Source organism: Nonomuraea sp. NPDC003214 (assembly GCF_053590035.1).
Map to the genome: position 1 here is coordinate 25,952 of NZ_JBSFSX010000025.1, position 24,326 is coordinate 50,277.

Genomic DNA, 24,326 nt, shown 5'->3' on the forward strand with positions numbered 1-24,326 from the left:
GCTAGAGGCGCTCGACCACGTGGTCGATGCAGGCCGTCAGGGCCTCGACGTCGGCCGGGTCGATCGCCGGGAACATCGCCACCCGCAGCTGGTTGCGGCCCAGCTTGCGGTAGGGCTCGGTGTCGACGATGCCGTTGGCGCGCAGCACCTTGGCCACCTCGGCGGCGTCGACGGAGTCGGCGAAGTCGATGGTGCCGACCACCTGCGAGCGGAACTCGGGGGCCGCGAACGGCGTCGCGAAGGACGACTTGTCGGCCCAGGTATAGAGGCGCTGCGCCGAGTCGGCCGTGCGGGACGTGGTCCAGGCCAGGCCGCCGTTGCCGTTCATCCAGTCGAGCTGGTCGGCCAGCAGGAACAGCGTGGCCACGGCCGGGGTGTTGTAGGTCTGGTCCTTGGCCGAGTTGTCGATGGCGACCGGCAGGCTGAAGAACTCCGGCACGTAGCGGCCCGAGCCCGCGATCTCCTCGACCCTGGCCAGGGCGCGCGGCGACATGATCGCGATCCACAGGCCGCCGTCGGAGGCGAAGCTCTTCTGCGGGGCGAAGTAGTAGACGTCGGTCTCCGACACGTCGACGGGCAGGCCGCCGGCGCCGGAGGTGGCGTCGACCAGCACGAGCGCGTCGTCGCCGCCGACCCGCTGGATCGGCATGGCCACGCCGGTGGAGGTCTCGTTGTGGGTGAGGGCGTAGACGTCGACCCCGTCCTCGGCGACCGCCTCGGGGTGGGTGCCGACCTCGGACTTGATGATCGAGGGCTCGCCCAGCCACGGGGCCTTCTTGGCCACGGTCGCGAACTTCGAGGAGAACTCGCCGAACGACAGGTGCTGCGACCGGTCGCGGATCAGCCCGAAGGCGGCGATGTCCCAGAAGGCGGTGGTGCCGCCGTTGCCGAGCACGACCTGGTAGCCCTCGGGCAGCGAGAACAGGTCGGCCAGGCCGGAGCGCACGCGGCCGACGAGGTTCTTGACCGGCTTCTGGCGGTGTGAGGTGCCCATGAGGCTCGCCCCGGAGGCGGCGAGGGCGGCCAGTTGCTCGGTGCGCACCTTCGAGGGCCCGCAGCCGAAGCGGCCGTCGGCGGGCTTGATGTCAGCGGGAATCACGATGTCAGCCACCAGACAAGGGTATCCAGCCGCCGAGATTCCCTGGTCCCGGGTCCGGATGCTGAGAAAAGATGAAACGATCGCCCCCTTGGAGTACGTGACGAGGCTGTGACACAGCGTGAGGCGCGGCCGGAGGGGTGTCCAGGTGGCCGATGTACGAGGCGTTGTCGAGAAGCTGATCCGCCGTCCGGCGTTCTGGCGCGCGGATCCGCCGCTGCCCATCGTGATCGTGACCGGGCCGGAGGCGTCCGCCACGGTGGAGGCGCTGATCGCGCCGTTCCGCGACTGCGTGCCGTGCGCCACGGTGCCCGACGGCGCCCACGGCTCGGTGCTGGAGCTGGTGCGGGCGCTGGCGGGGGAGCAGGGCGACCTGGGCAGGCCGATCGGCGGGTCGCTGCTGCCGCCGCCGCGCTTCCCACTGGCGCAGTTCGTGGTGTGGGCGCGGGAGCAGCGCGAGCCGAAGCCGGAGGGCGTGCAGCAGTGGCCGCCCGATCCGCGCACGCACGGCGGCTACCAGGAGTTCAAGAAGCGGCTGAAGGACTGGCGCAGGGGCAGGCGGGGCGACGACCGGGGGGTGCGCACGTCGGCCGACTTCCTGGCGCGGGCCGCGACGACCTGGGTGCCCGTCGGCACGCTGGCCGTGTGGTGGGCGGGCGGCACCACCGACCTGGTCGGCGTGATCCCGTGGCTGCTGGGCGCCGTGGTGGCCCTGGCCGGCACGGCCGCCCAGGGGGCGCTGTCGATCCGGGGCTCGCTGTTCACGGGCTGGTTCGGCAAGCAGCCGTACGTGCGCAGGGGGCGGCTCGAACGCCTGCCGCAGTACGCGCTGCGCCTGGCCGACGCCGGGGACGAGGAGATCGAGAAGCTGCTGGTCCACGCGCTGGTGCGGGACCTGCGGGAGGCGTACAAGAAGTGGATCATCCCGTGGCCGAGCTGGGGGCGCGGCCGGTACGCGCTGCTGGCGCTGGAGGCCGCCGATCCGGCGGGCGTCAACGCGCGCTTCCTGGAGCTGCTGGAGCTGACCACGGAGAAGACCGGGCTGCTGGCGCCGATGGTGGTGCTGTCGGCGGCGCCCGCGGTCCCGGCCAGGCCGCCGGAGCGCGCCGAGACGCTCGACGGGCTGGCCGAGGCGGTCGGGCGGTGGCGGCGCCGGGCCCGGCTGCGGGTGCCGCGTCTGCGGCTGGTCGTCGACGCCGGGGCCGGGCCGCCGGAGGGCGAGTACCCGCAGGCGCAGCCGCGCCGGGGTCGGGCCCTGGGCTACTGGACGGCGATCGGGCTGCTCGTGGCCCTGCCGCTGGCCTGGGCGGTGTGGAGCCAGCTCGACAGGGACGCGCACTGCGGCGGGCTGCGCTGGGCCGAGCGGTCCGGCGGCGAGTGCGTCGGCATCGTCAACGCCGAAGGCCCCACGCCCGACGGGCTGTTCGAGGGCCGGGTGCGGGAGCTCGTCAGGAAGATCGACCAGAACAACGCGTACGCCGTCGCGTCCGGTCTCTTCGTGGACGTCGTGCTCTTCGGCGAGTTCTCGATCGACAAGACGTGGTCGGACGACACCCGGCTGTCGGCGGCGGTGTCGGAGCTCGCGGCGGTCGAGGAGTATCAGCGGACCGTGTCGAGCACGCCGAGGCTGCGTGTGCTGGTCGCGAACGCCGGCGACGGCTTCGCCCACGGCCGCCGGACGGCGCGGCTGGTCACCGAGCTGGCCGCCGAGGACCCGCACGTGATGGGCGTGATCGGCATGCCCCGCAGCGTGGCGGGCGTCAGCCAGGCCGTCGAGGAGCTGCACGCGGCCAAGATCCCGATCGTGGCGAGCACGGCGACCGCCGACGGGCTGGGTCGCGTCGGCGTGGGCGGGGACCCGTCGCCGTACTACTTCCACGTGAGCCCGACGAACTTCCGCGAGGCGGCGCTGGGCGCCCGGTTCGTCCGCAAGGAGCTGCTCGCCGGGGTGAAGAGTCCGTCGGCGGTCGTCGTCCAGGACGGCTCGCCCGCCGACCACTACACCAACAACCTGGCCGACGACTTCGCCGCGGCGCTGACCGGGCAGGGCGTCAAGGTCCTGGACCGGGTCGCCTACACCGTCCGCGACGGCGGCATCCCGTCGGCGGCGATCAAGGCGTGCAGGCTGAGGCCGGGCGTCCTGGTCTACGCCGGGCGGGCGGCGGAGTTCCGCGACTTCCTCAAGGACGTCGAGGGCAAGGCGTGCGGCGAGGTGAAGGTGCTGGCCGGCGACGACGTGGCCAAGGTGGTGGCCGACCACGGCGCCGAGATCGCCGGGATGCGGCAGGTCGAGGTGCACTACCTGACGCTGGCGGACCGGTCGCTGTGGGCGCACGCGGGCGCGAAGCCGACCGCGTTCGTCAGCAGGCTGGTCGGCGGCGCGCACCCGGACGCCTCCGACGACTACCTCATCCTCAGCTACGACGCGATCAGCGTGATCTACCAGGCGGCGGCGACGGCCTACCGGGCGGCCGGGACGGGCGGCGGGCTGCCCAGCCGGGGCGACATCCTCTACCGGCTCTCCCGCACGGCCGGTGAGGGCTCGTGGGAGGGCTCCGGCGGGGTGATCGACTTCGGCGTCACGGACCGCCACACGCCGATCGGCAAGGTGATCGCGATCATGAAGGTGCCGCACGGGAAGGGCCACAGCGTGCCCACCGTCATCTGCGGCACGCTGGACGCCGCCCGGGGGCCCGCCGAGGAGCCGCTGTGCCCGGGGCTGCCCGACGTGGGCGCGGCGGCTGGACACATCACTCCATGAGATTTACGGCAGTATGTCGACAAAGGAGTGGATCGTCGGGGGGCGACCGCCAGGGAGCGACGCATGGCCGATGTCCGCACGTTCCTCCGGCACCTGTTCGGCAGGCTCATCCGGCGACCCGCCCCCTGGCGGCGCGACCGGTCGCTGCCGCAGGTGTCGGTGTTCCTGACGGGCGAGGGCGACCTGGAGCCGCTCATCGTGCCCGACGGGCAGCCGGTGCCGTACTTCTCGCCGGCCGCCTATTCGGGCGTGCCCGACCTGGTGAAGCAGGCGGTGGCCAAGCTCGGCGAGCGCACCGGACCGCGCGGGCTGCCGAGGATCAGGTTCCAGCTCACCGGCTTCGTGCTGCTGGTGCTGCGCCGGCGCGAGCTCGGCGAGGTGGCCATCCCCGACATGGAGCGGGCGCTGGCCGAGGACCGGCCGGGCCGGGGCGGGCCCCCTGACGACCGCCCGAGGGTGGTCATGCTCGACTACCTGGGCAGGTCGCTGACCGGCTGGATCCCGGCGGCGTCGGTGATCGGCACCTGGCTCGGCCAGGCGACCACGCTGCTGGCGTGGGGGGTGAGCGTCGCGGCCGGCGTCGTGGTGGCCGTCGGGCACGCTGCCGTGCTGGCCCGCACCCACGTGCGCAGCTCGTGGTTCCGCAAGCAGGCGGCGCAGCAGCGCACGCCGTGGGAGCGGCTGCCCGCGTACGCGAGCAGGCTGGCCGCCAGGGCGTCGGACGAGGAGCTGGAGCGTCTGCTGGTCGGCGCCTTCCTGGAGGACCTCAGGCAGGCGTACAGGCGCCGCAGGCTGTTCCTGTGGCCCGCGTGGGCGCGTGCCTACCACTGCGTGCTCTACCTGAAGGGCGTCACGGCCGCCGACACGGCGGCGGCGGCGTTCCTCGGCCGCCTGCACGAGGTGCGCGAGCGCAACGCGCAGTGGGACCCGCTGCTCGTCGTCACCTCCGGCCCCGAGTCGCCCGGGCTGGTGCGCGACGTGCGCACGGTGCGCGTCACGGGCGCGGACGGCGACGAGGAGGCGCACCACGAGTGGCTGCGGCGGGTCAGCCACCGGCACGGGCCCGCGTACCTGGTGATCGAGGGCGTCGACCTCACGGCCGGGGACGACCGGCGCGCGGCCCCGCTCGCGCCGGTGGCGGGGCACAAGCGGGTGCGCGCCTACTGGACGATCATGGTGGCGCTGCTGGTCGTGCCGCTGATCGCCTCCGGCCTGTACGTGTGGAACTCCGCCATGACCTACTGCCAGGCCCCCGACGTGCTGCGGGACGAGCTCGGCGAGTGCGTCGGCATCAGCGACGGCGGCTACGTCTTCCACGACCGGCTGAAGACCCCCATCGCCCGCATCGCGGCCGAGAACGTCAAGGCCGTCGACAGCGGCCGCTACGTGGAGATCGTCTACATCGGCCCGATGACCGGCGCGCCGGACGCCCTGCTGGCGGGCTCCCACGGCGAGCTGTACGGGATCGCCGCCTACCAGCAGGACTACAACGCCCAGAGCGGCGACCGGCCCAAGATGCGCGTGCTGCTCGGCAACCCCGGCAAGGCGTTCAGGAAGTCCGTGACGCTCGCCCGGCAGGTCGTCGACCGGCTGGAGTCGGGCGCGCCGATCGTCGGCGTGATCGGCATGGCGCAGAGCCGCGCGGTCAACCAGGAGGCCATCGCGGTGCTCAACACCGCCGGGCTGCCCGTCATGGTCACCGTCGGCACCGCCGACGAGCTCGGCCACCACGAGCAGGTGCCGTCGCCGTACTTCTTCCGCATGGCCGCCAACAACGGCCGCGAGGCCAAGGCGTCGGCGGCGTGGGTCAAGGCGGGCACCGGCGGGCTGCCCGCCGCCAAGAAGGTGACGCTGCTGGAGGACGTCACCGAGGGCGACCTCTACAGCGCCGACCTGGCCGCCGGCTTCCGCGACGCCTTCGGCGAGGCCGGCGTCACCAGCCTGTCGTACACGGGCGGGCGCCGGCTCAAGGCCCAGGTGAAGAAGGCGTGCGCGGGCAAGCCCGACCTCATCTACTACACCGGCAGGGGCGACGACTTCGTCACCTTCGTCCAGGGCATCGACGAGGGGTGCAGCCAGTCCCGCATCCACCACGTGCTGGCCTCCGACGACGTCACCAAGTACGTCCAGGACAACCACCAGAGGCTCAAGGACCACCCCAACCTGCGCCTGCACTACGTCACGCTGGCGTGGGAGAAGGTCTGGGACCACGTCACGGGCGGCGAGGGCCAGGGAGGAAAAGCCCAGATCGGGCGCATCCAGCGGCTCATCGGCAAGGACGCGCAGCCGTCGCGGCTGCACGCGATGCTCGCCCACGACGCCGCGCTCGCCCTCGGGCTCGCGATCTCCGCCGCCCCCGGCCCGGTGCCGGACAAGGGCACGGTCCTGTTCGGGCTGAGCACGATGGGCACGCAGTACGGGACCACCGGGGTGATCGAGTTCACCGGCGGCAGGGAGCTGCACGAGTCGGCCGGCAAGCCGGTCATGCTCATCCAGGTGGGCCAGGAGCCGAAGCTCGTCGGCGTGTGCGGCAGGCTCACCGAGGTCGGGCCGAGCCTGGCCGACTGCCCCGACCGCGCGCTGCGCGGGGCGGACGACGCGAACGGCCCGCCGGTCGGACCGGCGGGCCGTCAGGGAGGGCGTCAGATGGTGCCGGCGACCTCGGCGGCGCCGGGCACGTCGCTGAGCGGACGCGACGCGGGGCCGATGTAGTTGGCGCTCGGGCGCACCAGCCTGCCCGTGAGCTTCTGCTCCAGGATGTGCGCGGCCCAGCCGGCCGTGCGGGCGCAGGTGAACATCGAGGTGAACATGTGCGAGGGCACCTCGGCGAAGTCCAGGACCACGGCGGCCCAGTATTCGACGTTGGTGGCCAGCACCCGGTCGGGCTTGCGGGCGTGCAGCTCCTCCAGGGCCGCCTGCTCAAGGGCCGCGGCGACCTCGTAGCGAGGCGCGTCGAGCTCCTTGGCGGTGCGGCGGAGAACGCGGGCCCGCGGGTCCTCGGCGCGGTAGACGCGGTGTCCGAAGCCCATGAGCCTGTTGCCCTTGTCGAGCTCGCTCTGCACGTACTTCTTGGCGTCGCCGAGCTGCTCGACGCCCTCGATCATGTGCAGCACGCGCGCCGGGGCGCCGCCGTGGAGCGGGCCCGACATGGCGCCGACCGCACCGGACAGCGCCGCGGCCACGTCCGCGCCGGTGGAGGCGATGACGCGGGCGGTGAAGGTGGAGGCGTTCATGCCGTGCTCGGCGGCGGAGGTCCAGTACGCGTCGATGGCCTTGACATGCTTGGGGTCAGGCTCACCGCGCCAGCGGACCATGAAACGCTCGACGATGGTCTTGGCCTCGTCGACCCGGCTCTGCGGCACCATCGGCAGGCCGAGGCCACGCGCCGACTGCGCCACGAAGGACAGGGCCATCACGGAGGCGCGGGCGAGCTGGTCGCGCGCCTCCTCGTCGCTGATGTCGAGCAGCGGCTTGAAGCCGTAGGCGGGGGCCAGCATGGCCAGCGCGCTCTGCACGTCGACTCGGATGTCACCGGAATGGACAGGGATGGGGTACGGCTCCGCCGGGGGCAGGCCCGGCTGGAACTTGTTGTCGACCAGCAGGCCCCACACATGCCCGAAGGGCACACGGCCGACCAGCTCCTCGATGTCGACGCCCCGGTATCGAAGGGCGCCCCCTTCTTTGTCCGGTTCCGCGATCTCGGTCTCGAAAGCTACGACGCCTTCGAGGCCGGGTTTGAAGTCGGACATTCTCGGCCGCCTCCCTTTCTTGCCATGTTCCGGCAATGCCTTGATGTCGAGATACCGGCCAGTCAATTTAACCCCCTCCCAGGTCGTGCTCGGTCTCGGGACCCGCCGGTAGGCCATAACCGCTGGTAGGGGGCGCTGTGTGGGATCTGCCACCAAGCACGCGAGAATACCGTCTCGTGGATGCCACCTCGCGCCCGCCCTCCTTGGCGGGGCTTCGCCGGACCTATGAGGGCGAACCGCTGCTCGAAGCCGCCGTCGCCGCCGATCCGATCGCGCAGTTCACCGTCTGGTTCCAGGACGCGCTCGACGCCGGTCTGCCCGAGCCCAACGCCATGGTGCTCGCCACCGCCTCCGCGGGGGGCCGGCCGAGCGCCAGGACCGTGCTGCTCAAGGGCTACGACGAGCGCGGTTTCGTCTTCTACACCAACTACGAGTCCCGCAAGGGCCGCGACCTGGCGGAGAACCCGAGGGCGTCGCTGCTGTTCCCGTGGCATCCGCTGCGCCGCCAGGTGCGGGTGGAGGGCTCGGTGAAGAGGTTGTCGGCCGAGGAGTCGGCCGCCTATTTCAACGCCAGGCCGTACGGCTCGCGCATCGGCGCGTGGGCGTCGCGCCAGTCGGCGGTGGTGCGGTCGCGGGAGGAGCTGGACGCCCGCTACGAGGAGCTGGCGGCGCGCTGGCCGGACGATCCGCCGGTGCCCGACTTCTGGGGCGGCTTCCGGGTGACGCCGGTGGAGGTGGAGTTCTGGCAGGGGCAGCTCGACCGGATGCACGACCGGCTGCGTTACCGGCGTACGCGGCCGGGGTGGGAGTTGGAGAGACTTGCCCCTTAATGTGCCTTAAGTGACATTCGGGGATTTCGTCAAGCGTCACCTGGTCGACACCCGGCCGCTGTCCGTGCCCGCCTACCGGCGCCTCTGGATCGGCCAGGCCGTCTCCCACGTCGGCCTCGGCGCCACCGTCGTGGCCGTCAGCCAGCAGGTCTACGACCTGACCGGGTCGTCGTTCTGGGTCGGCATGCTGGGCCTGGCCAACCTGATCCCCCTGGTGATCTTCGGGCTGTGGGGCGGGGCCGTCGCCGACGCCGTCGACCGGCGCAAGCTCCTCGTCGCCGGCTCCGCCGTCGCCTGGGTGAGCACGATGCTCATCCTGATCCAGGCGCTGGTCGGCGTCCCCAACGTGTACGTGCTGCTGGCGACCGTGGCCGTGGGCGCCGCCGGCTTCGCCGTCAGCTCCTCCACCCGGGGCGCCATCATCCCCAGGCTGCTCCCGGCCGAGCTGGTGCCCTCGGCCAACGCGCTCAACTCGCTCGTCTACAGCATCGGCGCCGTCGCCGGGCCGATGATCGGCGGCATCCTGCTCACCGAGGGCGGCTACGCGGCCGCCTACGCCGTGGACGCCCTGCTGTTCACCGCCAGCCTCTACGCCGCCTTCCGGCTGCCCGCGCTGGCACCCCAGGGCGAGGTGTCCCGGCCCGGCTGGCGGTCCGTGGCCGAGGGGCTCCGCTTCATCGCCACCAGCCCGGTGCTGCTCATGTCGTTCGTCGTCGACATCATCGCCATGGTGTTCGCGCTGCCCAGAGCCCTGTTCCCGGAGCTCGTCGACCTGCGCTTCGGCGGCGACCTGAACGTCCTCGGCTGGCTGGTGGCCTCCATGGCGGCCGGGTCGGTCATCGGCGGGCTGTTCTCCGGCTGGGTCACCCGGGTCACCCGCCAGGGCCTGGCGCTCACGGCCGTCATCGCCGTGTGGGGGCTCGCGGTCGCCGCCGCCGGGCTCGCCCAGCAGCTCTGGCTCGTGCTGCTGTTCATGGCCGTCGGGGGAGCCGCCGACGTGGTCTCCTCGGTGTGGCGGCAGTCCATACTCCAGCTGTACGCGCCGGACGAGATGCGGGGGCGGATGCAGGGAGTCTTCATGGTCGTCGTCGCGGGCGGGCCCCGGCTCGGCGACGTCCGGGCCGGAGCCACGGCCACCGCCTTCGGCCTCACCACCGCGTGGGTGGGCGGCGGCATCGCCTGCGCGCTGGCCGTACTCGTCGCCGGCCTGTCGGTGGCCGGCTTCAGGAACTACCGCGCCCGCTGACCGGCCGCGCGCCTTGAGGCACTACCGCTTTTGTGGCACTACCGCTCTCGCTGACCGGCGGCGACCTTGAGGTCGGCGAGGAAGCCCTCGTACGCCGCGTCCCGGTCGGGCGCGCGCAGGACCGCGGACGGGTGGATCGTGGCCACCGCCGTGGCCTCGCCCAGCGGCACCGGCGCCCCCCGCTGCCGCGTCACCCGGAACGCCCGCCCCAGCAGCGCCCGCGCGGCCGTCGCCCCCAGCACCACGACCACCTGCGGCTCCACCACGGCCAGCTCGGCGTTCAGCCACGGCTGGCAGGCCCCGATCTCGGCCGCCGTCGGCTTCTGGTGGATGCGCCGCTTGCCCTGCCGGGTGAACGAGAAGTGCTTGACCGCGTTCGTCAGGTAGACGTCCTCCCGCTCGATCCCGGCCTCGGCCAGCCCTCGGTCCAGCACCCGCCCGGCCGGTCCGACGAACGGGTGCCCCTGCAGGTCCTCCTGGTCGCCGGGCTGCTCCCCGACGAGCATGAACGCGGCCCCGGCGGGCCCCTCGCCGAACACCGTGCGCGTCGCCGCCCGGTAGAGGTCGCAGCCCTCGCAGCCGGCCGCCGCCTCCCGCAGCGACGTCAGGTCCAGGCGATCGGGAAGGAACTCGGCCGCTGAGTTGTTTCCGTCCTTTGACATCGTCGGTCGTTTCTCCCCCATAGGCTTTGCCTCTGACTCCTGTGCCCGAAGCGGACGGGCTCAGTCCCCGCCACGACCGGCGTAGCATGCAGTTGGGAGGAGCCTTGACCGCACACGGCCTGATCGACACGACGGAGATGTATCTCCGGACGATTTACGAGCTCGAGGAGGAGGGCATCGTCCCCCTCCGGGCGCGCATCGCCGAGCGCCTGCAGCAGAGCGGCCCCACGGTGAGCCAGACCGTCGCCCGCATGGAGCGCGACGGCCTCGTCCGCGTCGAGGGTGACCGCCACCTGTCCATGACCGAGCTCGGCCGCACCCTGGCGACCAGGGTCATGCGCAAGCACCGGCTCGCCGAATGCCTGCTGACCGACGTCATCGGGCTGCCCTGGGAGGAGGTGCACATCGAGGCCTGCCGCTGGGAGCACGTCATGTCGGAGTCGGTCGAGACCCGTCTGGTCAAGCTGCTCGACAACCCCACGGTGTGCCCGCACGGCAACCCCATCCCCGGCCTGGCCGAGCTCGGCGCGCAGGAGAGCGCCGAACCGTCCGGCAGCATGCTGCCGACCATGACGGAGGTCGCCGGGGCCCAAGGAGTGCCCGTGGTAGTGCGTCGAATTAGCGAACAAGTGCAAAGTGATCCCGCTCTGATGCTTAAACTCAAGCAAGTTGGGATACAACCCGGACGCGAGGTGACGCTCGCGGCGAGCGACGACGGTGTGCGGGTGACAGGTGACGGTGACGCGAACGACTCTCTCGCGGAGATCCCGCGTGACGTTGCCGCGCACGTTTTCGTCACCAGGCGCTGACGCACGCGCGGCTGCTTGGTTGAATCCCAACTGGGAGCCCCTCCACTCCCCCCCGGCCAAGACTGTTGCAGGAGCGCCCGTGGTTCGCTTTTCGCGCATGCGTCCCCTAGGAGTGGTCTCCGGATGAAGCGATGGGGGGACGTGTCACCCGACGCCGATCACCTGGCCGCGTCGTCGGTGCTCGACCATGCCGAGATGGCGGTGGTCGTCACCGACCGGTTCAGCAATCTCCTTTACTGGAACCCGTTCGCCGAGCGGCTGTTCGGGCGGCCACGGGCGTCGGGCCGCGACCCCTCGGCACAGTCCTTCGGGATCATGGACAAGGACCACCCGCAGGCCATCGAGCTGAGCAAGCACGTGCTCAAGGGCGGCGTCTGGGAGGGCACGTTCGACGTGCGGCGCGCCGACGGCTCCGTCCTGTACGTGCGCGCCCAGGCGGTGCCGTTGCGCCACACCTCCGGCTCGGTGACGGGCATCGTCATCACCGCCCGCGAGGCGCTGCGCAGCAACGAGCGCGAGAAGGACCGGTTCGGCCTGCTGGAGCGCATCGGCGAGCGGCTGGCCGGCTCGCTGTACGTCGAGGAGACGCTCAAGCGGGTCGCCGAGATGCTGGTCCCGCAGTTCGCCGACCACTGCTTCATCGAGCTGATGGAGGGCGACCGGCTGGTGCGCCGGATCTCCCAGCACGTACAGGGCTGGTCGCCGCCGCCCGGCACCTGGAAGCCCGTCGGCGCCGAGATCCGCTACCCGTCCGGCCACTACGCCGAGGCGGCCATGCGCCGCCAGGAGACGATCCTGGTCGACGACTTCGCCGGCAACAGCTTCCCGGCCCCGTCCGAGGGCAGCGCCCGGCTGTGCGGCGAGGTCGGCATGAACTCCGCGATCGTCGCCCCGCTGAGCGTGCGCGGTGAGACGCTGGGCCTGATGTACCTCGGGCTGTCCAACCTGACCGACCGCCGCAGCCCCCACTACGACGCCTTCGACCGTGACTTCGTCGGGGCCATCGCCACCCGGGTCGCGCTCGCCATCGACAACGCGCTGCTGTTCGAGGAGGAGCGGCACACCGCCGAGTCCTTCCAGAAGCACCTGCTGCCCCGGGCGCTGCCGCAGCTCGACGGCCTCCAGATCGCCGTCCGCTACTACCCGGCCGCCCCGCTCGTCTCCCACGGCCAGGGCATCCAGACCCAGGTCGGCGGCGACTGGTACGACGTGATCCCGCTGTCGGCCGGCCGGGTCGGCATCGTCATCGGCGACGTGGAAGGCCGGGGCGCCAAGGCCGCCGCCATCATGGGCCAGCTCCGGGCCGCGCTGCGCGCCTTCGCCCAGGACGACAAGTCGCCCGCCGACATCCTGGCCAGGCTCGACGAGTGGACCCGCATCATCGCCACCCCCGAGCGCGACGACAACGGCGCCGACGTCAGCATCCCGCCCATCGTCACCTGCCAGTACCTGGTCTACGACGCCTGGTCGCGCCAGCTGTCCTTCGCCAACGCCGGGCACGCCCCGCCGCTGCTGCTGCACGACGGCCAGTGCGTCGAGCTCGACATCGAGGAGGTCGGCCAGCCGCTCGGCGTGCGCGCCAAGGGGCTGCACGCCGACCTCGTCTACAAGGAGGAGACGCGCACGCTGCCGCCCGGCGCGGCGCTGCTCCTCTACACCGACGGCCTGGTCGACCGCCGCCCCGCCCGGCTCGGCGAGATGCCCACCGAGGCCGAGACGCTCGGGGTGCTCTGCGAAAAGCTCGCCAAGATGGCCGACGCCGAGGTCGAGCGCATCGCCGACGCCGCCACCGTCGCGGTGCCCGGCGAGATCGACGACGACATGGCGATCCTCGTGGTCCGCTCCAGCGACGCCGACCTCGACGTCGAGGAGCGTACGTTCCCGGCCCAGCCGATCATGGTGGGGGAGGCCCGCCGGATGGCGTCGGAGGCGTTCGAAGGCTGGAACGTGCCGGAAGAGCGCGCCGAGCTGGCCTGCCTGCTCGTCTCCGAGGTGGTCACCAACGTGGTGCTGCACGCCTCCACGGCCAGCGTGCCGCGCCGCGAGCTGATCGTCGACGGGCCGCCGCTGCCGTTCGAGGACTCCTGGGACATGCCGGGCTTCGAGGACGAGGTGGTCGGCGACAAGGAGTTCACGCTGCGGCTGCGGCGTGGCGGCGAGTCGGTCTGGGTCGAGGTGTTCGACCAGGACCTGCGGCTGCCGCGCATCCGCAGCGCCGGCGAGAACGACGAGGGCGGCCGCGGCCTCTACCTGGTCGACCAGCTCGCCAAGCGGTGGGGCTCGCGGCCCACCAGGGAAGGCAAAGCGGTCTGGTTCGAGATTCCCACGCGCAGCCGCTGATGGTTCACTTACGCGCATGGAGCTGGCCTTCGAACGCCGGGGCTCCGGCGAGCCGCTGATCCTGGTCCACGGCATCGGGCACCACTGGCAGGCCTGGTTGCCGGTCATGGACCGGCTGGCCGCCGCGCGCACCGTCATCGCCGTCGACCTGCCCGGGTTCGGGCGCTCGCGCGGGCTGCCCGACGGTGTCCCCTACACGGCCGAGTCGCTCGCCGACGCCGTCGAGTCCTTCTGCGCGCTGCTCGGCCTGCGCGAGCCGCACATCGCCGGCAACTCGCTGGGCGGCTACATCGCGCTGGAGCTGGCCTCGCGCGGCACCGTCCGCACCGCCACCGCGCTGTCGCCGGCCGGGTTCTGGTCACGCGCCGAGCTGCTCTACTGCCAGGCGGTGCTGCGCGCCGCCCGGGCGTCGGCCCGCGCGCTGCCGCCCGAGCCGGCGGGCCGGACCGCCGAGAGCGCGCTCGGCCGCACGCTGTCGGCCGGGCTCCTGGTGGCCCATCCGTCGAGGCTCACGCCCACCGCGCTCACCGCCGGGTCGCAGGCGCTCGCCGGCTCGGCCGGGTTCGACGAGACGCTCGCGTCGTTCTCCGGGCTGATGCCGCCCGCGCCGCCCAAGTCACCGATCACCATCGCCTGGGGCGAGCACGACCGGCTGCTGCCGCGCCGCCAGGCCGTGCGCGCCGCCCGCTGGTCGGGCCAGCGGGTCAAGCTGCTCAAGGGGTGCGGTCACGTACCCATGAGCGACGACCCGGCGCTGGTGGCGCGGGTGCTGCTGGAGGCTAGCGGAACGTCTGACCCCACAGCAGGAGCATGACGATCACGAAGACGATCATGATGCCGGCGTAGCCCACGGCGCCGAGCCTGAACGCCCGGCGCACCCGGTTGAGGCCCCAGGCGAACAGCAAAGCCAGGAAAACCAGGAGGATCAGGCCGCTGTCCATGGTCTCCAGTATGCGTCGCCGGACGGCTAAAAACCGAAGGAGCGGCCGATGATCTCCTTCATGATCTCCGTGGTGCCGCCGTAGATCGTCTGCACGCGGCTGTCGAGCCACGCCTTGGCCACCGGATACTCGTTCATGTAGCCGTAGCCGCCGTGCAGTTGCAGGCAGCGGTCGATGAGCTTGGTCTGCAGCTCGGTGGTCCACCACTTGGCCTTGGCGGCGTCGACCACCGTGAGCTCGCCGGCGTTCAGCGCCACGATGCACTTGTCCACGTAGTGGCGGGCGATCTCCGTCTCGGTGGCCAGCTCCGCCAGCACGAACCGGGTGTTCTGGAAGGAGCCGATGTTCCGGCCGAACGCCTGACGGCCCTTGCAGTACTCGATCGTCTGCTCCAGCACCGTCTCCGCCGCCGCCACGGCCGCCACCGCGATCGACAGGCGCTCCTGCGGCAGGTTGTCCATGAGCTGGAAGAAGCCCCGGCCGTCCTCCGGGCCGAGCCGGTTGGCGACCGGCACCCGGACGTTCTCGAAGAACAGCTCCGCCGTGTCCTGCGCCTTCATGCCGACCTTGTCCAGGTTGCGGCCGTGCCCGAACCCGTCCATGCCCCGCTCGACCACCAGCAGCGTCGTCCCCCTGGCCCCGGCGGCAGGATCGGTCTTGGCGACCACGATGACGAGATCGGCGTTGACGCCGTTCGTGATGAACGTCTTCTGCCCGTTCAGCACGTAGTGGTCGCCCTCGCGCACCGCCGTCGTCCTGATCCCCTGAAGGTCGCTGCCCGCGCCCGGCTCCGTCATCGCGATCGCCGTGATCAGCTCACCGCTCGCGAACCCCGGCAGCCACCGCCGCTTCTGCTCCTCGTCCGTCAGATCCACCAGGTACGGGGCCACGACGTCGTTGTGCAGCGAGAAGCCCAGGCCGGACGCGCCATTGCGGATGATCTCCTCGACGATCACCGCGTTGTAGCGGAAGTCCGTGATGCCCGCCCCGCCGTACTCCTCCGGCACCGAGAAGCCGAACATGCCGACCTCCCCGGCCTTCTTCCAGACCTCGCGGGGCACGATGCCGTCCTTCTCCCACCGGGCGTGATGGGGCACCACCTCACGGGCCATGAACTCCCGCACGGTCTCCCGGAAAAGCAGGTGCTCCTCGTCGAAGAGGTCTCGCCGCATGTCGCCTCCTAGCAGGGGGTGTGTGCGTTCCAGAATACGATTCTGGCGGGCGGACACGGGTTCATCACAAGTGGTGGAACATGGGCGTGTTGCGGGGCTTGACGGCTCTAAGATCTACCTTCGGTTTACTGTGCGATCGGAGTTAGCCGTGAGTCGGTGGCGCAATGCGTGGATCGCCGCATCGATCGGAATGGCGGCCTCAGCCGCGTTCGTCGCGATACCCGCGAAGGCGAGTACGTTCAACCTCGTCGTCGACTACACGTGTACGGGCGGTATCGCCGGCTCGTCCGAGGTCAAGCTGAAAGCCCGGGTCCAGATCCCGACGGCCGTCCAGGTCGGCAGCATGCTCAAGCTCGGCTGGTCGATCGAGCACGTCGGCGCGCCCCGCTTCAAGTCGCCCGACTACTACGCCGAAGGCGCCCGCGTCTCCCTCGTCGGCAACGTCAAGCTCGACGGCGCCTGGAACGGCACCCTCGAAGCCCACGGCAGCAAGGACCAGAGCGCGCTCAAGCCCAACCAGCCGCTCGTCGCCCCCGAGGGACTCTCCTCCGAGGCGCACATGACCGACGCCGGCGTCATCAAGCTCACCCCGCAGGCGATGACGGTCGACTTCGTGCCCCCGGCGGGCGAGGTCATCGTCAACGACGACGACCCCCGGATCATCTACAAGAAGGACTGGTCGCACGAGGGCTCGACCCCCTTCGAGTACGGCGACCACGGCCGGGACGTCCACGTGACCACCACCCGCGAGGGTGAGGCCGTCATCCGCTTCCGCGGCACCGGGTTCGAGTACCTCGGCCGCGAGATGCCGGGCGCCGGCCAGGTGCGGGTGGTCATCGACGACGACGAGTCCGCGATCGTCGACCCGACCAAGGACGGCAACGGCAACCCCACCAACGCCATCCGGGGCAACGTCTCGCTCTGGGAGCGCCTGGACCTCCCTTACGGCCAGCACACGCTCCGGGTCCGCAGCTACGAGCACGACAAGCCTGCCTACCTCGACGCGTTCAAGCTGCACACGCGCGAGCTGATCGACCCGCCGACCGAGCACAAGTCCACCTGCATGGTCACCAACAACCCGGGCACCGTCGAGATCACCGTGGGCGGCGCCTCCCAGTCCCCGACCTCGACCGTGAGCCCCACCGTCACGAGCACGAACGGGCCGACGAACGGTCCCACCAACGGACCGACCGGCGGCCCCACCGACGGGCCGACGCCCACGCCGCCGAACCGGCACGTCCCCTGGCCCAGCACCAGTCACGTGGTGGTCGTGGTCCCGGGCAGCAGCAAGACCCCCACGCCCACGGCCAAGACCACGCCGGGCCCCACCGCCACCAACTACAAGGCCGCCCAGGTCGACACCACCCCGCTGGGCGGCGTGGACACCGGTGAGGCGCCCGAGCAGGTCGCGGGCGGCTCGTACGCGCTGATCGCCGGCGGGTCGCTGCTGCTGATGGGCAGCGCAGCCGGTGGGCTCCTGGTGCGGCGCCGCCGCGCCGGACACGCCGGAGGGACTGACTGATGAGCGAGCTGAAGTCGACGATGTCCAAGGCCACCCCGGCGCTGCTGATCGCCGGGTCGCTGGCCGGCGTGGGCGCCATCATGGTCGGCCTGCTGTCGCTGGCGCCGCCGGTGGACGACGGCTCGGGCCCGGTCCCGATGGCGGCCCAGCAGGACCCGGCGACGCTGCAGTATCAGAACGCGGGCGCGTTCGAGCTGCCGCCCAGCGTCGGCCCCGGCGGAGAGAACGTCCCCCTGACGCCGGCCCGCCTCGACGCGCCCCCGCCGCTGCCCGCCGAGGTAGTGGTCCCGGCCATCAAGCCGGTCAAGTCGAAGACCACCAAGGTCAGGCCCACCCGTATCCGCATCCCGGACATCAAGGTCAACGCCCCGATCAACACGGTCGGCCTCACCAAGCAGGGCGCCCTCGCCACCCCGCCGCTCAGCAAGCCCAACCTGACCGGCTGGTACGGCAAGAGCCCGCTGCCGGGCGAGCTCGGCCCTTCGGTGATCAACGGCCACGTCGCCACGAAAAAAGGCGCCGCTGTTTTCAAGCGTCTGAGCGAGCTGTCCAAGGGTGACCACATCTACGTGTACCGCTCCGACGGCAAGGTGACGCGCTTCACGGTCAGCGGCATCGAGCAGGTCGGCAAGAAGACGTTCCCCACCAAGCGCGTGTACGGCGACACGAAGGAAGCCCAGCTCAGGCTCATCACGTGTGGCGGGATCTACAACAAGGCGGCCCACAGCTACACGGACAACATCATCGTCTACGCCACCCTGTCCAAGAAGAAGGGCTGATACCGTCTTTTTGGTCTTTTACAGGAGATTGACAGGATTAGTCCGTATGATCTCAACCCAACCGTAACCAACGGCTGGAATCGTGGTACGCCCTGTTGTGACTGTGCTGAAACGGAGAAGGACAGTGCTGACGTCCAAGGCGCGGCGCCGCCTCGCCCTCAAGACATCCGCTTCTGGGCTGTTGGGCACACTCGTCCTCTTCGTCGCCCCACTTCCTGCCGCCTCGGCCCAGGTCGAGACCGCGGCCATGGCAGTGACCAAGCAGTTCAGTTACACATGCCAGACGGGCGGGCCGATCAATCAGCCCACCGCGTTCAGCGTTGGGCTCAGTGCCCCGGACTCTGTTGCCGCGGGCTCGACTCTCGACCTGACGGTCTCCGTCCCTGCGTTGGCACTCACCACCCCTGCCACCACGGCCACCAAACTGGAGGTGGACCTGTCGCTCACCAATACGCCTACTACGGTCACGGTTAGCGACCCCGGTCCGAAGGAGGGGCCTGCCGTCTCGGCTCAAGCGCCGACCACCACGGCCGGTCAGGTGAGTTACAAGCTGTCAGTTCCCACCGGGACCACCGGCAAGGTGAGCATCAAGCCGGGCGCGCTCAAGCTGAATCTCGCGACTAGCGATCAAGCATTCAGCAACTGCTCCACTACGTCCACCGACGTGCTGGAGGTGCCCATCGGCACCGGTAACGGTGGCGGGACGTCGGACATCGTCGCTTACCAGTGCGCGGCAGTCACCAACGGCACGGCCGGTACTCCGGTCGAGGTTGACATCAAGGTCACGCCGACCATGCCGACCGGCGCCAAGGCCAACCAGGACGCCTCCATCACGTGGACAGGCGCTGTGCAGACCACCGGTGAAGAGCTGCCGGTGCCTTCGACCGGCTTCCCCACTGGCACCAAGATTTTCGCCTCGCTGAAGTCCAGCGGTGCGGGCACGCCCGCTTCGGCCACGGGTGAGGCCGCCATGACTGCCGGGCAGACCGTGACGACGCTGCCCACGGTGACCGTCAAGGTGAAGCCCACCACGGCCGGGACCGTCACGATCACCCCGGGTGACATCGCCTTCGGCACCACCGCGACGTCGCCCACGGTGAAGTGCACCGCGCCCGCGTCCGGGCTCAAGACGTACACCTTCACCGTCTCGGCCGCGACGGGCACGCCCACCTCGACGGGGACGCCGACGACGACCTCGACGCCCACCCCCACCAAGACCACCACGGTCTACGAGACCGTGACGCCCACCCCCAGCGAGACGACCACCCCCCCTCGTAGCTCGGAGACCCCCAAGGACGGGGCCGACACCGGGGCCGGGGGGACGATGGGGCCCGACGGGCGGATGTTCCTGGCGGCCGGGTCGGCGCTGATCCTGGCGGCCGGGGCCGGGGGGCTGCTGATGCGGCGTCGCGGCGTATCCAAGGGATGATGGACCCGTGGCGAACCAGTACCCCTATGGCGCCGGCCCGCAGCCTCCGCAGGACGATGGCGGCAGCCGGGTCCTGAGGACGACGTTGCTGCTCGCCGCGGTGGCGGGCGTGGTGACGGTGGTGGCGGGGATGCTGATCGTGCTGGGCTCGCCGGAGGAGTACGGCCTGGCGAGCCAGCGTGATTCGCTGGGCCTGACGGCGCTGCCGGACGGCCAGGCGTCGGGGCAGCCGGAGCAGGCGCTGTTCCAGGCGGGGCCGGACGCGCCGCCGCCGCTGCCGCAGATCAAGCCGGCTCCGGCGATGCTGCCGTCGACCCCGGTGCGCATCATCATCAAGAAGCTGGGCGTGAACGCGCCGATCAAGTCCGTGGGCCTGGCCAAGGACGGCACGATCCAGGTGCCGCCGGCCGACAATCCCAACCTGGCGGGCTGGTACCGCAACATGTCGACCCCCGGTGAGGCGGGTCCGGCGGTGCTGCTGGGGCACAAGGACACGCGGACGCGGGCGGCCGTCTTCAACCGGTTGCCGGAGCTGCTCAACGGCGACCAGATCGAGATCAAGCGCCAGGACGGCATCACGGCGGTGTTCACGGTCGGCGGCATCGAGCAGGCGAGCAAGAAGACGTTCCCCTCCGAGCGCGTGTACGGCCCGCAGGAGAACGCCCAGCTCCACCTCATCACGTGCGGCGGCGTCTACAACCGCAGCACGGGTCACTACACCGACAACGTCATCGTCTACGCGACGATGACGAGCTCCTATCGAAGCTGATCGCGGAGGCGCGCAATGGGCTGGATGGCGAAGCGGAGACTGCGAACTGGCCCCACGGCGGCTCTGCCCGCCAAGCCGGATCGCGCCGAGTTGCTGAGGCTGGTGCGGCTGGCCGATCCGGGGGCGCGCGAGGACGGCGACGACATCGTGGCGGTGGACGTACGGGTGCATGCCCCGGTGGAGGCGGAGCCGGAGCTGGTCGGCGGGGAGCTGGAGCGGGTCTGGGCGTGCCGGGTGGCGGCGGAGGGCCCGCTGCCGTTCGACTTCTTCGACCGTTTCCTGGCGGAGGGGCTGGCGTTCCGGCTGGGCGGGCTGGCCGTGTGCCGGGGCGAGGTGGACGATCCGGCCGATGAAGCGGCTCCGGGTGGTCCGGCGGTGATCCTGCCGGTGCGGCCGTCGGCGGAGGAGCTGATCGAGCTGCTGGAGGGCGAGGTCGAGCAGGAGGAGGAGTTCGTCTTCTCGGCGGGCGGGGTGCGGGCGCTGGTGGTGCCGCAGAAGGGGCAGCCGCCTGCGGTGAAGGAGCTGCTGCCGTTCGCCACGGAGCTGACGGCGATCGAGTTGCGCGGTGATGACCGGCTCAAGCTGGGCACGCTGGCGTTGTCGCTGTCGGAGGCGCTGAACGGCCTGGTCGTGGACCGGTGGCGGTTCCGGGTGGATCGGGCGGAGGAACTGCTTCCCCCGGCGAGGGCAGAAACCGAGTGACGTTCTGTTGTACCCTCTGCCTAAGAACCGAATATTGCTCGGTTTACAGGAGGCACTGTGGCAGAGGCGTACATCGTCGGGGCGGTCCGCACCCCGGTCGGCAAGAAGAAGGGCGGCCTGTCCACCGTCCACCCCACTGACCTGGCGGCGCACACGCTGAAGGCGCTGATCGACCGCACCGGCGTGGACCCCGCGGCGGTCGAGGACGTCATCATGGGGTGCGTCATGCAGTTCGGCCCCCAGAGCATGGACATCGCGCGCAACGCCTGGCTGTCGGCCGGGCTGCCGGAGACCACGGCCGGCGTCACGATCGACCGGCAGTGCGGCTCGTCCCAGCAGTCGATCCACTTCGCGGCCCAGGGCGTGCTGTCGGGCACCCAGGACCTCGTGGTGGCGGCCGGCGTCGAGTCGATGAGCATCGTGCCGATGGGCTCGTCGATCACGGCCGCGCTGGAGAAGGGCATGCCGTTCCCGTTCGGCGACAAGTGGGTCGAGCGTTACGGCAAGCAGGAGATCTCGCAGTTCCGCGGCGCGGAGCTGATGTGCGAGAAGTGGGGCCTCAAGCGCGACGAGCTGGAGCGGTTCGCGTTCGAGTCGCACCAGCGGGCGGCCAAGGCCATCGCCAACGGCTATTTCAAGGACCAGATCGAGCCGATCAACGGCGTCGAGGACGACGAGGGCCCGCGCCCCGACTCCACGCTGGAGAAGCTGGCCACCTTGAAGACCCTCAAGGAGGGCGGCCAGATCACCGCCGCCACGTCGTCGCAGATCTCCGACGGCTCCGGCGCGCTGCTGATCGCCTCCGAGCAGGCGGTCAAGGACCACGGGCTCACCCCGCGCGCCCGCATCCACCAGCTCGCGCTCATGGGCGACGACCCGGTCTACATGCTGACCGCGCCCATCCCTGCGACGCAGAAGGCGCTGGCCAAGTCGGGCCTGTCGATCGACGACATCGACGTGACGGAGATCAACGAGGCGTTCGCGCCGGTGCCGCTCGCGTGGATCAAGGAGCTGGGCGCCGACCCGGCCAAGGTCAACCCGAACGGCGGCGCCATCGCCCTGGGCCACCCGCTGGGCGGCACGGGCGCGATCCTGATGACCAAGCTGCTGCACGAGCTGGAGCGCACCGGCGGCCGGTACGGCCTCCAGACGATGTGCGAGGGCGGCGGCCAGGCCAACGTCACCATCATCGAGCGGCTCTGACGCGAACCCAGCCGCCCCGGCCAGGTCAGGCCGGGGCGGCCTCGTCGTAGTAGACGGTCACGAACGGCCACGATTCGCCGTCGTCGTCCATGTCGTTGTGGAAGACCACGTCGCGGATGTCGATCGGCCCCATCTCCTCCAGGGTGCCGGCCAGCCGGCGCAGCAGCATCGGCACGTCGCCCTGCTCCTCGCCCGCCGGGTTGTTCAGCGAGAAGTGCCGCGTCTGAAGCTCGGCCATCCCTACTTTCTCCCTCTCTTCTGCTTGTTGCGGTCCCCGGAGAACTTCTCGGCCTTGCGCTCCTTGGCCTTCGCGCTGTTGAACAGCTTGCTGTCGAACTTCTTGCCGGCGTTCTTGGCGTCGACGGCCGCCTGTTCCTCGGGGCTGAGGTTGGCCTGGCTCTCGGTACGGCCGCGCCCGCCCTTGCGTCCGCCGCGCTGGAGGATGCCGGGGGAGCGGTCCATCAGGTTGCCCTGCGGACGCAGCGGCATCCGGCCGGGTCCGGCGCCTGCCAGCGCCGGGCCGCCGGGACCGCCGGGGCGGCGCAGGTTGTCCAGGATGCGGCGCATCGGGTCGGTGACGCGGCGGGCCAGGCCGGGCGCCAGCACCCGGCCGGTGCCCTCGGCGGCCTCCCGGTAGATCTTCATGCCCGCCCTCCTGGTGGCGAGCAGTGACGCCGTCGCGGTGAGACTGGCGAACGGGCCGCCGCTCAGCAGGGCCATCGCCAGCCGTACGGTGCCGACCGCCGCGACCGTGCCCACGGCGATCTTGGTGGCGGTCACCACCGTGGCCATGCCGTCCAGCGCGACGGGCGCCATCCGGGTGGCCGCGGCGGCCTGGGCGAGATGGCCGTTGCTGTTGCCGGTCTCCTGCCAGAGACTCTGCAGCTCGGTGGCCGAGCCGCCCCGGTAGACGGTGGCCGAGCCGAGCACGGCGGCGTCCGCCTCGGCGCCTGACTGCGCGGCGTGTGCCTGCACCACGCGGGCCGCGTCGGCGTCGAGACGGACCTCGTCCTCGTCGATGTTGGGGAAGGGCAGCCCGGCCAGCTCCAGCACGCCGTGCAGCTCGGGCGGCAGGACTATGCCCATGGATCCAGCTCCGGCAGCGCGCTGGCCTGCTCGGCGGCCTCGACGTTGTCGGGCACCAGGGCCATGCCGGCACCCACGCCGCCGATCGTCCCCGACAGGGCCGGCACGGTGGTCAGCATGGTGTGGCGGCACTCCACCCAGGCCTTCTCGAACTCGCTGAACAGCCCGTTGTCGCCCCAGCCGCCCGTTCTGGCGCGCAGCCGCTCCACCGCGGCCTCGTACTCTTCCCCGTGGACGCGCACCCGGACCGCCTGCTGCCGCAGCGCGCCCTTCGCGACTTCCATCCCCGTAGTCATGAATCCGACATTAATGGGTCACCTGTGACCAGTGTGACCAGTGTGAGTAATGTCGCTTGTCAGTCGAGCAGGTTCACCAGTCGTTCACGTACGGCGACCGGGTCGACGGCCCGGCCGGGGAACGCCTGCTCGAACGCCGATCGCAGCAGGTCGTCGGCCTGCCGCTGGGCGTCCTGCTGGGCCTGGCGCACGGCCAGCAGGATCTCGTCGGCGAGCGCCTGGCTGCCCTCGCGCACCGCGCGCGCGTCGAGCGTGATCTTGAGCACGCGCCCGTCGGCCGCCGCTGTGGCGTGTACGTGGCTCCGGTCGCCGCCGCCCGTGCCGACGATCTCGCCGAGCCGCTCCTCGCCCTCGGCCAGCAGCTCCAGGACTCGGGCGTTCTGCTCGTCGGCGCGGTCCACGTCCTGGGGACGGATGTCGCCGGGGTCGAGGTCGAAGCCGAACATCACAGCCCTCCCGTGTACAGCTCACGGGCCGCGGACTCCACGCGGTCGCGCACGAACCGCTCGTCCAGCGGCTCGGGCAGCGTCCCGGCCCGGCCGGCGGCGTCCGCCACGATGTCGCCGGTGCGGCGCGCGGCCTCCTCCTGTGCGGCCTGGACCGCGGCGGTCACCTCGGCGCCCAGCCGCGCCACGTCGAGCCGCAGGGCGCGCGGGTCGATCTTGACGCCGGTCAGCGTGCCGCGCCCGTCGGCGACGGCCCTGATCATGCCCTGCGCGGCCTCGCCGGTCCCCTCGACGGCGGCGATCTGACGCTGGGCCTCGCGCAGGTGCCGCATCGCCGACCGCGTCTGGTCGACGACCTGGTCCAGGTAGAGGCGATCCTCCCGGGGGTCTGGCATGCGAAATCCCCTTTGTCTGGTCGAAAGTTGGCCCCACATCTTGACATGCGAATGCCCCGCCCCTCAGCCGGAGGGACGGGGCAGCCTGGGCGC

At 71.2% G+C, this 24,326-nt stretch carries 23 protein-coding genes; 13 read left to right on the plus strand and 10 right to left on the minus strand.

The window, feature by feature from the left end:
• Position 1 precedes the first annotated feature (1 nt).
• The gene (serC, locus tag ACWDXC_RS42280; protein WP_449992248.1) at positions 2–1,111 is read right to left on the minus strand and encodes a phosphoserine transaminase; all 1,110 of its coding nucleotides are present in this window, start codon (positions 1,109–1,111) and stop codon (positions 2–4) included.
• Between the two features lie 133 nt (positions 1,112–1,244).
• Between serC and ACWDXC_RS42285 the strand changes: the two genes are divergently transcribed.
• Both ACWDXC_RS42285 and ACWDXC_RS42290 read left to right on the plus strand, forming a co-directional pair.
• Positions 1,245–3,857, plus strand: a complete 2,613-nt coding sequence (locus ACWDXC_RS42285) for a hypothetical protein (protein ID WP_449992251.1) — start codon at positions 1,245–1,247, stop codon at positions 3,855–3,857.
• Between the two features lie 63 nt (positions 3,858–3,920).
• Complete coding sequence (locus ACWDXC_RS42290) at positions 3,921–6,569, plus strand: hypothetical protein (RefSeq protein ID WP_449992254.1); 2,649 nt, start codon at positions 3,921–3,923, stop codon at positions 6,567–6,569.
• Here ACWDXC_RS42290 and ACWDXC_RS42295 read toward each other — a convergent pair.
• Positions 6,500–7,606 carry a citrate synthase 2 gene (locus ACWDXC_RS42295; RefSeq protein WP_219508806.1) on the minus strand — a complete coding sequence of 369 codons (1,107 nt, stop codon included), beginning with the start codon at positions 7,604–7,606 and terminating at the stop codon, positions 6,500–6,502. The genes ACWDXC_RS42290 and ACWDXC_RS42295 overlap by 70 nt on opposite strands.
• Before the next feature lie 176 nt (positions 7,607–7,782).
• On the opposite strand from ACWDXC_RS42295, the gene pdxH reads away from it, so the two are divergent.
• On the plus strand, positions 7,783–8,436 hold the full coding sequence (pdxH, locus tag ACWDXC_RS42300; protein ID WP_219508804.1) for a pyridoxamine 5'-phosphate oxidase: 654 nt from the start codon (positions 7,783–7,785) through the stop codon (positions 8,434–8,436).
• Between the two features lie 10 nt (positions 8,437–8,446).
• Positions 8,447–9,682 (plus strand): MFS transporter, encoded by a 1,236-nt coding sequence (locus ACWDXC_RS42305; RefSeq protein WP_219508802.1) that lies wholly within the window; start codon positions 8,447–8,449, stop codon positions 9,680–9,682.
• 38 nt (positions 9,683–9,720) lie between these two features.
• Here ACWDXC_RS42305 and ACWDXC_RS42310 read toward each other — a convergent pair whose 3' ends face one another.
• Positions 9,721–10,344: a UdgX family uracil-DNA binding protein gene (locus tag ACWDXC_RS42310; protein WP_449992259.1), complete on the minus strand. Its 624-nt coding sequence runs from the start codon at positions 10,342–10,344 to the stop codon at positions 9,721–9,723.
• Positions 10,345–10,448: 104 nt separating this feature from the next.
• Between ACWDXC_RS42310 and ACWDXC_RS42315 the strand changes: the two genes are divergently transcribed.
• The 3 genes from ACWDXC_RS42315 to ACWDXC_RS42325 all read left to right on the plus strand — a co-directional run bounded on the left by ACWDXC_RS42315 (position 10,449) and on the right by ACWDXC_RS42325 (position 14,307).
• Positions 10,449–11,153, plus strand: a complete 705-nt coding sequence (locus ACWDXC_RS42315) for a metal-dependent transcriptional regulator (protein ID WP_281427172.1) — start codon at positions 10,449–10,451, stop codon at positions 11,151–11,153.
• A gap of 123 nt (positions 11,154–11,276) precedes the next feature.
• Entirely contained in the window at positions 11,277–13,493 is a 2,217-nt protein-coding gene (locus ACWDXC_RS42320) for an ATP-binding SpoIIE family protein phosphatase (RefSeq protein ID WP_219508800.1), read from the plus strand.
• A gap of 16 nt (positions 13,494–13,509) precedes the next feature.
• Positions 13,510–14,307 carry an alpha/beta fold hydrolase gene (locus tag ACWDXC_RS42325; RefSeq protein ID WP_449992262.1) on the plus strand — a complete coding sequence of 266 codons (798 nt, stop codon included), beginning with the start codon at positions 13,510–13,512 and terminating at the stop codon, positions 14,305–14,307.
• On the opposite strand, the gene ACWDXC_RS42330 is transcribed toward ACWDXC_RS42325, so the two are convergent.
• Together ACWDXC_RS42330 and ACWDXC_RS42335 are read right to left on the minus strand one after the other, a co-directional pair.
• On the minus strand, positions 14,273–14,434 hold the full coding sequence (locus tag ACWDXC_RS42330; protein WP_219508798.1) for a hypothetical protein: 162 nt from the start codon (positions 14,432–14,434) through the stop codon (positions 14,273–14,275). The two genes, ACWDXC_RS42325 and ACWDXC_RS42330, sit on opposite strands and share 35 nt — an antisense overlap.
• A gap of 26 nt (positions 14,435–14,460) precedes the next feature.
• Positions 14,461–15,606, minus strand: coding sequence for an acyl-CoA dehydrogenase family protein (locus ACWDXC_RS42335; protein WP_219508797.1), 1,146 nt, complete (start codon positions 15,604–15,606; stop codon positions 14,461–14,463).
• 190 nt (positions 15,607–15,796) lie between these two features.
• Here ACWDXC_RS42335 and ACWDXC_RS42340 point away from each other — a divergent pair, with 190 nt between their 5' ends.
• The 6 genes from ACWDXC_RS42340 (at position 15,797) to ACWDXC_RS42365 (ending at position 22,010) form a co-directional block, all read left to right on the plus strand.
• Positions 15,797–17,128, plus strand: a complete 1,332-nt coding sequence (locus tag ACWDXC_RS42340; protein WP_449992266.1) for a hypothetical protein — start codon at positions 15,797–15,799, stop codon at positions 17,126–17,128.
• Positions 17,128–17,907 (plus strand): class F sortase, encoded by a 780-nt coding sequence (locus ACWDXC_RS42345; protein ID WP_357592686.1) that lies wholly within the window; start codon positions 17,128–17,130, stop codon positions 17,905–17,907. The genes ACWDXC_RS42340 and ACWDXC_RS42345 overlap by 1 nt, the downstream gene beginning before the upstream one ends.
• A 124-nt stretch (positions 17,908–18,031) precedes the next feature.
• Positions 18,032–19,336, plus strand: a complete 1,305-nt coding sequence (locus ACWDXC_RS42350) for a hypothetical protein (protein ID WP_449992269.1) — start codon at positions 18,032–18,034, stop codon at positions 19,334–19,336.
• A 7-nt stretch (positions 19,337–19,343) separates the two neighbouring features.
• Positions 19,344–20,105: a class F sortase gene (locus tag ACWDXC_RS42355; RefSeq protein ID WP_449992272.1), complete on the plus strand. Its 762-nt coding sequence runs from the start codon at positions 19,344–19,346 to the stop codon at positions 20,103–20,105.
• Positions 20,106–20,129: 24 nt separating this feature from the next.
• The gene (locus ACWDXC_RS42360) at positions 20,130–20,807 is read left to right on the plus strand and encodes a hypothetical protein (RefSeq protein ID WP_219508790.1); all 678 of its coding nucleotides are present in this window, start codon (positions 20,130–20,132) and stop codon (positions 20,805–20,807) included.
• Positions 20,808–20,864: 57 nt separating this feature from the next.
• Positions 20,865–22,010, plus strand: coding sequence for an acetyl-CoA C-acetyltransferase (locus ACWDXC_RS42365; RefSeq protein ID WP_219508789.1), 1,146 nt, complete (start codon positions 20,865–20,867; stop codon positions 22,008–22,010).
• 25 nt (positions 22,011–22,035) lie between these two features.
• Here the strand turns inward: ACWDXC_RS42365 and ACWDXC_RS42370 are convergent, their stop codons facing one another.
• From ACWDXC_RS42370 to ACWDXC_RS42390, 5 genes are all read right to left on the minus strand, one after another.
• The gene (locus ACWDXC_RS42370) at positions 22,036–22,248 is read right to left on the minus strand and encodes a hypothetical protein (RefSeq protein ID WP_449992274.1); all 213 of its coding nucleotides are present in this window, start codon (positions 22,246–22,248) and stop codon (positions 22,036–22,038) included.
• A 2-nt stretch (positions 22,249–22,250) separates the two neighbouring features.
• On the minus strand, positions 22,251–23,096 hold the full coding sequence (locus ACWDXC_RS42375) for a hypothetical protein (protein WP_449992276.1): 846 nt from the start codon (positions 23,094–23,096) through the stop codon (positions 22,251–22,253).
• Entirely contained in the window at positions 23,087–23,380 is a 294-nt protein-coding gene (locus ACWDXC_RS42380) for a hypothetical protein (RefSeq protein WP_449992279.1), read from the minus strand. Before ACWDXC_RS42380 ends, ACWDXC_RS42375 begins: the two co-directional genes overlap by 10 nt.
• A 71-nt stretch (positions 23,381–23,451) precedes the next feature.
• The gene (locus ACWDXC_RS42385) at positions 23,452–23,838 is read right to left on the minus strand and encodes a YbaB/EbfC family nucleoid-associated protein (RefSeq protein WP_449992281.1); all 387 of its coding nucleotides are present in this window, start codon (positions 23,836–23,838) and stop codon (positions 23,452–23,454) included.
• Positions 23,838–24,233 (minus strand): YbaB/EbfC family nucleoid-associated protein, encoded by a 396-nt coding sequence (locus ACWDXC_RS42390; RefSeq protein WP_219508782.1) that lies wholly within the window; start codon positions 24,231–24,233, stop codon positions 23,838–23,840. Before ACWDXC_RS42390 ends, ACWDXC_RS42385 begins: the two co-directional genes overlap by 1 nt.
• Between the last annotated feature and the right edge of the window lie 93 nt (positions 24,234–24,326).

What these genes read in the sequence shown, in the direction of transcription:
- ACWDXC_RS42290 (WP_449992254.1), top strand. Translation starts at nt 3,921, where the DNA reads ATGGCCGATGTCCGCACGTTCCTCCGGCACCTGTTCGGCAGGCTCATC.
- ACWDXC_RS42295 (WP_219508806.1), bottom strand. Translation starts at nt 7,606, where the DNA reads ATGTCCGACTTCAAACCCGGCCTCGAAGGCGTCGTAGCTTTCGAGACC.
- ACWDXC_RS42310 (WP_449992259.1), bottom strand. Translation starts at nt 10,344, where the DNA reads ATGTCAAAGGACGGAAACAACTCAGCGGCCGAGTTCCTTCCCGATCGC.
- ACWDXC_RS42320 (WP_219508800.1), top strand. Translation starts at nt 11,277, where the DNA reads ATGAAGCGATGGGGGGACGTGTCACCCGACGCCGATCACCTGGCCGCG.
- ACWDXC_RS42325 (WP_449992262.1), top strand. Translation starts at nt 13,510, where the DNA reads ATGGAGCTGGCCTTCGAACGCCGGGGCTCCGGCGAGCCGCTGATCCTG.
- ACWDXC_RS42330 (WP_219508798.1), bottom strand. Translation starts at nt 14,434, where the DNA reads ATGGACAGCGGCCTGATCCTCCTGGTTTTCCTGGCTTTGCTGTTCGCC.
- ACWDXC_RS42335 (WP_219508797.1), bottom strand. Translation starts at nt 15,606, where the DNA reads ATGCGGCGAGACCTCTTCGACGAGGAGCACCTGCTTTTCCGGGAGACC.
- ACWDXC_RS42340 (WP_449992266.1), top strand. Translation starts at nt 15,797, where the DNA reads ATGGCGGCCTCAGCCGCGTTCGTCGCGATACCCGCGAAGGCGAGTACG.
- ACWDXC_RS42345 (WP_357592686.1), top strand. Translation starts at nt 17,128, where the DNA reads ATGAGCGAGCTGAAGTCGACGATGTCCAAGGCCACCCCGGCGCTGCTG.
- ACWDXC_RS42360 (WP_219508790.1), top strand. Translation starts at nt 20,130, where the DNA reads ATGGCGAAGCGGAGACTGCGAACTGGCCCCACGGCGGCTCTGCCCGCC.
- ACWDXC_RS42370 (WP_449992274.1), bottom strand. Translation starts at nt 22,248, where the DNA reads ATGGCCGAGCTTCAGACGCGGCACTTCTCGCTGAACAACCCGGCGGGC.
- ACWDXC_RS42375 (WP_449992276.1), bottom strand. Translation starts at nt 23,096, where the DNA reads ATGGGCATAGTCCTGCCGCCCGAGCTGCACGGCGTGCTGGAGCTGGCC.
- ACWDXC_RS42380 (WP_449992279.1), bottom strand. Translation starts at nt 23,380, where the DNA reads ATGGAAGTCGCGAAGGGCGCGCTGCGGCAGCAGGCGGTCCGGGTGCGC.
- ACWDXC_RS42385 (WP_449992281.1), bottom strand. Translation starts at nt 23,838, where the DNA reads ATGTTCGGCTTCGACCTCGACCCCGGCGACATCCGTCCCCAGGACGTG.
- ACWDXC_RS42390 (WP_219508782.1), bottom strand. Translation starts at nt 24,233, where the DNA reads ATGCCAGACCCCCGGGAGGATCGCCTCTACCTGGACCAGGTCGTCGAC.